1 protein-coding gene and 1 rRNA gene are annotated in these 8,580 nt (G+C 55.9%); both read left to right on the top strand.

Annotation, left to right across the window (positions count from 1 at the left end; all coding sequences use genetic code 11):
• The first annotated feature begins 220 nt into the window (after positions 1–220).
• A 5S ribosomal RNA gene (gene rrf / locus D2E25_RS07725) occupies positions 221–337 on the top strand.
• Between the two features lie 979 nt (positions 338–1,316).
• Positions 1,317–8,342, top strand: coding sequence for a Cna B-type domain-containing protein (locus D2E25_RS10800; protein WP_164514767.1), 7,026 nt, complete (start codon positions 1,317–1,319; stop codon positions 8,340–8,342).
• The last annotated feature ends 238 nt before the right edge of the window (positions 8,343–8,580 follow it).

Here is an 8,580-nt window from a genome sequence, read left to right as displayed (position 1 = left end):
CCGGACGTGGAAGCCCTGTAAGGGGTGGAGCTGACCGGTACTAATAGTCAAACAGCAATCATATAAACCCTCATTAGAGGGTTCACTCAAGCATGACTACTCTTCTGCTGACAAGAATGAACACTACGATTCACAAGAATGATCTCGCGTCCCCTATCCGGTTCCCAAACCACTACAAGCCAGCAACCAACAACGTTGGTTGACTGATCAGTTGAAGATTTGCGGCGGTCATGGCCCAGGTGAAACGCCCGGTCCCATTCCGAACCCGGAAGCTAAGGCCTGGCACGGCGATGGTACTGCACCCGATAGAGTGTGGGAGAGTAGCACACCGCCGCATTTAAACATCAACGAGGTCTTTCGGTTGAGCTCTGCTCCCGAAAGACCTCGATTTTTATATCCACAAAACCCACAACACAATCCCCACACACCCCATGCTCCACATCACAAAGGTGTGCATAAACGGAGCATTACCCTAGAAGTGTGCATAAACGGATCACACAAAACCCTAAGGGGGTATACGAATGAGCCGGAAATGCACACTAAGCAACAAACCAACCAAAAAGAGGCACACCGACAACTCACAACGCATAGCCCAAACACGAAACGGGTTAATAGACAGAACGTGGGTCTTATTCGAAACAAGCCATTACAAGTGTGTATAGGCGGTTCGTCACCTCGATAGTGTGCATAAACGGATTACGTAAAACCCTAAAAGGGCATCTCAATAAACCGAAAATGCACACCAGCAACAAACCAACCACAAGAGGCACGCCAACCCAACGCACCAACACGCACCCAGTCACGCTCCACATCACAAAGGTGTGCATAAACGGAGCATTACCCTAGAAGTGTGCATAAACGGATTACGTAAAACCCTAAGGGGGTATGCAAATGAGCCGGAAATGCACACTAGTAAATAAATAGACCCGATAGGTACACGAAGAGCTGATAAGTACACGAAGACTCGATAGGTACACGAAGAGCCGATAAGTACACGAAGACCCGATGGATACACGAATATTGGGCGTGGGGTTGGGCGGTTGAGATGAAAATGACTCGATTGCACCGCAACAAAGTATGGTTTTTGATTCAGAAAACGTACGCATTTTCATGAAAAATGCGTACGTTTTCATACTCGAAGTATCTATTGAAATTTTTGGCGTGTTGCATCTTGAGTTTATGGTTAAACCGTGATAGATACCCCCGGTATGCGCATATACTGGCTTAAGTTAGACTGCGTAGAGGCGGTCTATGGCCGTGTTATGCCGTGAGGAGATGGAAGAATGCGCTGCAGCAAAGTTTTAGCGAGCCGTAAATTGCTGACAACGTTAGCATCAATTGTCATTGCTATTGCCATGATTCTGTGTGGCAATCTAGTCGCTGCAACTGCAAACGCAGCAACGCAATATGAGATCGGCAGTGCTCAGGCGCCGGTACTGAAGGGCGACACCTCTATTACTATCAACGGCAAGCCATTCACCACAGGCATGAAGGTCAGCTACGGCGACGAAGTCAAGCTGAAGCTGTACTGGACAATGCCAAACGATACCGACATTCAGCAGGGTGACCAGTTCACCTACGATCTGCCGAAAGGTATTACGTTCAAGTCCGGCGAGACTTACACCATCTACGGTGATGACGGTAGAGAGCGCGGTACGTTCACTGTTAACGGTAGTCGTATCGTAGCTACGTTTGATCGAGATGATACCGGCTCCAACAAAAAGATCTACGTCACTGTCAACGGCACAATCAACGAGGAATCAACCGGTGACAACAACGGCGGCAAAGCCAGCTTCGAATTCCCCGGCATCGGCCAACTCGAGGTCGACGTCAACGAAAAGCACAGCCTGTGGGCGCAGAAGAACGGCGCCATCTCCACCGACGACCCCAGCGTGTTCGACTTCGTTGTCGAAGTGCACTCAACCGGCTCGAACAAGAACGTCAAGCTCGAAGATACGATGGGCGACCTGCTCACGCTGCAGAAGGACTCGCTCAAGCTGTATACGGACGCAAACTGCACACAGGTATACAACGGCAAGTGGGAACATACAGACAACGCCGATCTCAAGGGCTTTACCGCCAACATCGACCAGATGACCGACGGCCAGGTGCTCTACGCGCGTTACAGCGTGAAGATCGATCGTCAGAAAGTCATCGACGCCGTCAAGAACAAGAAGTGGGAGCTTGTCAACAACAAGGTCAAGTACTACAGCGACGATTCCACGAACAGGAAGACCACTGAGCAAAGCATCTGGTTGGATAGTAGCTGGTCCGTGAACAAGGGCGGTCAAGCCGTCACTTCCAAGGACGACAACGGCAAGGAGCACACGGTGATCAACTGGACGATCACCGTGAACGCCGATCCGGAATCCGACGTCATGCCTAATGCGACGACGATCAAGGACGCGCTTGGCGCCAACCTCAAGGCTCCGACCGGCACCGTGAAGGTCGGATACACCGACGTGAACTGGCAGTACCATGAGACCACCCTCAACTGGAGCGATTTGGAAAACGGTACTGCAAAACTGCCGGACAACAACGGCAAGCCACATCGCCAGTACGTGATCACGTATTCTACTGAAGTTACGAAACTGCCCGAGACCGGCAGTGGCGACAAGCTCACCTATAAGAACGACGTAACTGTGACGCCTGGCGATGGTAGCGGCGAACAAAACGGTGACGGCACGGTCACTATCGGTAAAGACGCTGTGGACTTGGACAAGAAGTACAACGGTGACGCAACCGACACCAAGACGCTCGAGTGGCTCACCACGTTCAAGGCCAAGGATGAGCTTCCTGCTGGCAAGGTGCTCACCGATACGGTTGACGACGACGGTAAAGATCACAAGGACGGATACGTCAAGCCCAACTGGCAGGTGCTTGACCCGGACGCAAGCAAGATCAAGATCTACACTGACTTCAAGAACAAGATCGAGTACACCGGCAGTGTCACTAAGACCGTTGCTGCTGATCGCAAGTCGTTTACGATCAAGTTCAACGAGACCATTCCCAAGGACACCAAGCTGTACATCTCGTACACGTCCTCCGTGCTCGCAGGCACCCCTACCGGCACCCGGTTCTACAACACCGTCCGCTTTATCAAGAAAGAGGACACGGCCAGCTACAAGCCAGTGGTTGACAATATGGACAAGTCTGCGGGCGCGTCATACAACGATGACGGCAATGGCACGCCGTTGAGTCGTAATATCATGCGCTGGCAGCTCAAGGTGCACGACATTCCTGAGGATGCGCAGTCCATAGTGATCACCGATACGCTGTCCGATGGATCGACGACTGTCAATGGTCAGCAGACCGGCGATCACAAGTACATCCCTGGTTCGATGGTGGCCAAAGACTCCAATGGCAAGACATACAGTGGTGTGACCGTCACCGATAACGGTGATCACACGTTGACGTTCGTCATCGCCAAGGACAGTCCGGCGTTCAAGAGAGCGCAGAGCGGTACGCTGATCATTCAGTACGACACTACGTACACGGACTTCAACGCGGCGCTGAAGGATTCCAACGGTCATCCATACACGAACAATGCCATTATTCACATTGACGGCGAAGCGCAACTGCCAGATAGTAAGCTGATCTGGACTAAGCCGGGCAACCTAGTCGCCAAGAAGGGCGTCTACGACAAGAACACCGCGCCGTATATCAACTACACGGTGACCGTGAACCCGGGTGGCACGACGCTGAATAAGGGCAAGCCGCTGACGCTTGAAGATAAGCTTGGACCAGCGCTCGCCCTGCGTATGGATAGTGTGGTTATTACTGATACGAACACCAAGGCCGAAGTCGCCGGTGCTACGTATGCGTACGATCCGGGCAACCGAGTGATCACGTTTACGATTCCTGACTCGCGTGCAATCACGATCGCGTACAAAGCCGCCGTGCAGCTCAAGCCGGGGCAGGACTTTGGCCAGCTTGGCAACAACACGATCGTGCTGAAGGGCTACGAGGATAACAGTGGCTCATCTACCACCACGCAGAGCGGTAAGGTCCAAGAGGCACAGGGTGGTATCACCTCCAAATTGTACTCATTGCAGATCTACAAGTACGCCGATGGCGACGCTACTAAGCCGTTGAATGGTGCGAAGTTCAAGGTTGAGAAGCTCACTGTGGACATGGACGAGAACGCGAGTAACTGGGAGTCGGATTCAACCAAGGATGAAACCGTAGGCGCGACTTTGCAGTCCGGCACGTCCGGCTACACGTCGACCGCCACCGGCTTGAATGCAGACACGATTTACCGTGTGACTGAAACGGAGGGGCCTGACGGCTATCAGTACGATAAAGCCAACCCCGCTACGCTGTACGTTGTATTCCCAGGCGGTCAGCCGCCCAGCGGTCACGAGGCCTCGTTCTATCAGGGCAAGACCGTGAACGGTAAGCCGCTGACTATCGCGACGGCCGACAACGTAACCCTGCAGAACTACCTGTGGTCGGTGAGTAACGAGAGCGCCAAGAAGGGCTCGTTCAAGCTCGACAAGAAGGACGAGCAGGGCCACTGGCTGAACGGCGCCACATTCACGCTGACCAAGAACGGCGACAGCTCGTTCAAGCAGGAGTACACAACCGAAAACAACACGGCGATCGAATTCACGAACCTTACTCCTGGTTCGTACACGCTTACCGAAACCAAGGCCCCGGATGATTATCAAGCGGCCGACCCGATCGCCGTCACCGTGACAAACTCCGGCGCGGTCATTATCAATGGCAAGACGGTCTCGTCAGATGATGGCAAGCATCTGACCGTTACTGACCGCTCGAACGTCACGTCAATTCGCGCTCGCAAGAAGTGGGACGACGGCAATAATCAGGATGGCAAGCGTCAGCCGGCTCGGTTCCAGCTGCAGAAGTCTGTGGACGGTGGCGAGTGGACCAATGTTGGTCAGGAGCAAGTGATCAACGAGAGTGCGTCGGAGGCGCAGGCCGTGGTCGAATGGACTGACCTGCCGGTGCGTGAGGGTGGTAAGGAAGTCAGGTACCAGGTCATTGAGGTGAACGCGAATAAGGACGGCTATAAGACCTCCGACCCCACCATCGCAACCGAATCGGACAAGGTGTCGACCACTACGTTCACCAACAAGTACACGCCGGAAACCGTCTCCGTGCCCGTCACCAAGAAGTGGAATGACGCGAACAATCAGGACAATCTACGTCCGCAGAAAATCGAGGTGCAGCTGTACGCCAACGGCGTCGCGGTGCCCGGCAAGAAGCTGGCGATCACGCCGGACACTGATGGCAACTGGAAGGGCACGTTCGACAATCTGCCGAAGTACGAGAACGGTGCTCTGATCACCTACACCGTGCAGGAAACGAAGGTTCCGGGCGGCTACACGGCATCGACCAGCGGTAGTGCCAAGGATGGCATCACCATCACCAACACGCACTATCCGACCGATACGAAGATCCGCGTTTCCAAGCGCGACCTCGGCGGTGCGGAAATCGCCGGCGCGAAGATGGAGATCGACGGTACGGAAGACGAGAGCGGCAAGAAGGTCACTGAAACGTGGATCAGCGAGGCCGGCAAGTCGTATGAAGTCGAACTCAAGCCCGGCTCCTACACGCTCACCGAGCTGAAGGCGCCGAACGGCTACTACGTGGCCGATCCGATTAGCTTCAAGGTCGTGCGCAACAGCGACAACTCGCTGTCCGTCACGATCAACAACAAGACCGTGGACGGCAATCTGATCGTTATGACCGATATCTACAAGCCGGTCGACGTCAAGATCTCCAAGGTGAGCCTGACCAAGGGCGTGGGCGAGATCGCCGGCGCGACGCTCACCGTCACCGGCACCACGCTGGCAGGCGAGACCATCAATCCGATTCAATGGGAGTCCACCGATGAGCCGTACGAAATCAAACTCGTGCCCGGCACATACAACCTGCACGAGTCCAAAGCGCCGTCCGGCTACCAGCCGGCACGCGACATCGCGTTCACTGTGAACCTCGACGGCACGGTGACGATCGACGGCGATACTGCCGCAGGCAACACCGTCACCATGACCGACGAGCTCAACACCACCAACGTGACCGTCTCTAAGACCACTGTAGCCGGTGTGGCCGAACTCGCTGGCGCGGATTTCAAGCTGACCGGCACCACATTCGAGGGTGACGAAGCACCGTTCGACAGCAAGGGCTTCAACGTGCCGGCCGGCGTGACGGTTTCGACGGACGGCAAGACGCTCACGTGGACGTCCTCCGTGAATGGCCCGAAGACATTCCAGCTGCCCAACGGCACGTACACGCTCACTGAGACTGCGGCTCCAGAAGGCTACGATGTGGCCGCCAAGCCGATCACGTTCACCGTGGAGGACGGCAAGGTCGTGGTCGACGAGGTGGTCAGCGGCAGCAACCTGATTCGCGTGGAGGATGCGGTCAAGTCGTACACGGCCGTGTCCGTCACCAAGCGTTGGGAGGACAACGGCGATTCCGATGGTTTCCGTAAGGACGTGAAGGTGACCGCTGTGCTGTACGCGAACGGCAAGGAGATGGAAGGTGAGGCCTACCATGTTGAGCTGAACAAGGATAACAGTTGGACTCACGACTGGACCGGTCTGGACGCCAAGGACAGCGAGGGTAACGAGATCACGTACACCGTGGGCGAGAAGACGGAAGGCGACAAGAAAGACGAGTACCACGCGTCTATCGTCAAGTCGGCAACCGCCAACGGTTACGACGTCGTGATCTACAACATTCACCAGCCCGATTCGCGCAACATCGACCTGACCAAGACGTGGAACGACGCCAACAACCAGGACGGCAAGCGACCCGAGGCGATTCAGGTGACCGTAACCGGTACGAGCGAGCATCCGAAGGGTGACGGCACGTGGGAGGACTACTCCGAAACGATGATCGTCACCACGCTCAAGCCGAACAGCAACGGCGAGTGGAAGTGGACGCTCGAGAACCTGCCGAAGAAGAACGCGTACGGCAAGGACTACACGTACTCCGTCAAGGAGACGCCGGTGGCCTACTACAACGGCTTCGACGATGCGGGTGTGTGCTCGGTGGAGAACCCGACCGATACCCAGTGCAACGTTACGTTCACGCCGACGCCGGCCGACGCCGATCACCCGAACGAACAGTTCGCGATCACCAACAAGCACACGCCGGAAAAGGTGTCGCTGACCGTCGACAAGGTCTGGGACGACGCGCAGAACTTCAACGGCCACCGGCCGAAGAACGTCACCATCTGGCTGCTCACCAGTCTGTGGGACGCGGGCAACGGTTGGCCGGAGCCGCAGGCGTACAACTGCAAGGACACTGATGACGTCAAGGTTGTTGGCAAGAGCTGCGCGGTGCTGAGCGCCGAGCCGAATAAGAAGGACTCCAGCTCCGCGAACAGCGGTACTACCGCCGACAGCAACACCGGCAGTACGGATACCGGCACTGATTCCACGGAATCCGGTACGGCTAGCGACGATAACGCCGCTGCTGATAACGCCGCTGCGGAAGCCAATGGTACCGGCTCAACTGGTTCCACGGGCAATGCCACCGGTTCTGACGCCGATTCTACGAAGGCAGCCGACGAGACTTGGACCTACACGTTCAAGGATCTGCCGAAGTATCGCAACGGCAAGCTGCTGCGATACAGCGTGACCGAGGAAGCCGTGGATAACTACACGGCGTCGCTTATCGACAACACGGTGTACCCGAAGCCCGGCGACCAGACTGGCAGTGGCGATGCTACAACCCAATCCGGTGCGGCGCGGGCCACTGCCGACGTCGACGCCTACCAGTTCACGCTAACCAACCTCAATGAGCGGAATGTTACCGATCTGACCGTGCGCAAGGCGTGGAATGACTATAACGACGCCTATAAGAAGCGCCCGAAGTCGATCTGGGTACAGCTGTACGAGAAGACGACCGGCAAGGAAACTTCCTCGTTCACGCAGGCGACTGGTGTAATGCCCGCAGTCAAGACCGCGGCTACGAACAGTGGTTCGATACAGAGTCTGGATGGCTTGACCGAGGTCGGTAAACCGGTCGAGCTCAACGAGAGCAACAACTGGTCGTACACGTTCAAGGAACTCAGCAAGGACAAGTCATACGAAGTGCGCGAAGTGAACTGCACTGAAACAGGTGATCAGCATTCGTGCCCAGTTGTGACGGCACTGGACGGCTATGAGTCGCCGATCATCACCGGCAACCAAACCACCGGCTACACGATCACCAACACGGTCATCCCAATCCTGCCCGACACCGGCGGTGAAGGCACCGCTCGCATACTGCTGACCGGCTTCGCGCTGATCATGCTCAGCGGCGCTTACTTCGCCAACAAGTACGTCAGCAGCTCCAAGCGCTCCAAGAAGGAAGGCGCCCGATGATGAAGGACACGCACATGTCTCACCTTCTGACTACTCCTCAAGCTCCTTTGGCAAGGGGCGTTGAAACTGGCGGAGCCTCGGCCCCCTCGGCTAGGCCGAGCCGTAAAGAAAACGCCGCTGGCGTTTTTAGGCGAGGGTGCGACGACAGTCGCGCCAGCAGTAACGGCCGTAGGCTCCGTGATTGCAGGACGGCTGTCAGCCGTAGGCTGACTGGGGGAGCGTCAAAGCTACTTGCTTT

Origin of the sequence: Bifidobacterium goeldii, from assembly GCF_003951095.1 — a bacterium.
GTDB lineage: Bacteria > Actinomycetota > Actinomycetes > Actinomycetales > Bifidobacteriaceae > Bifidobacterium > Bifidobacterium goeldii.
This window is presented reverse-complemented; position numbering and strand designations above follow the sequence as displayed.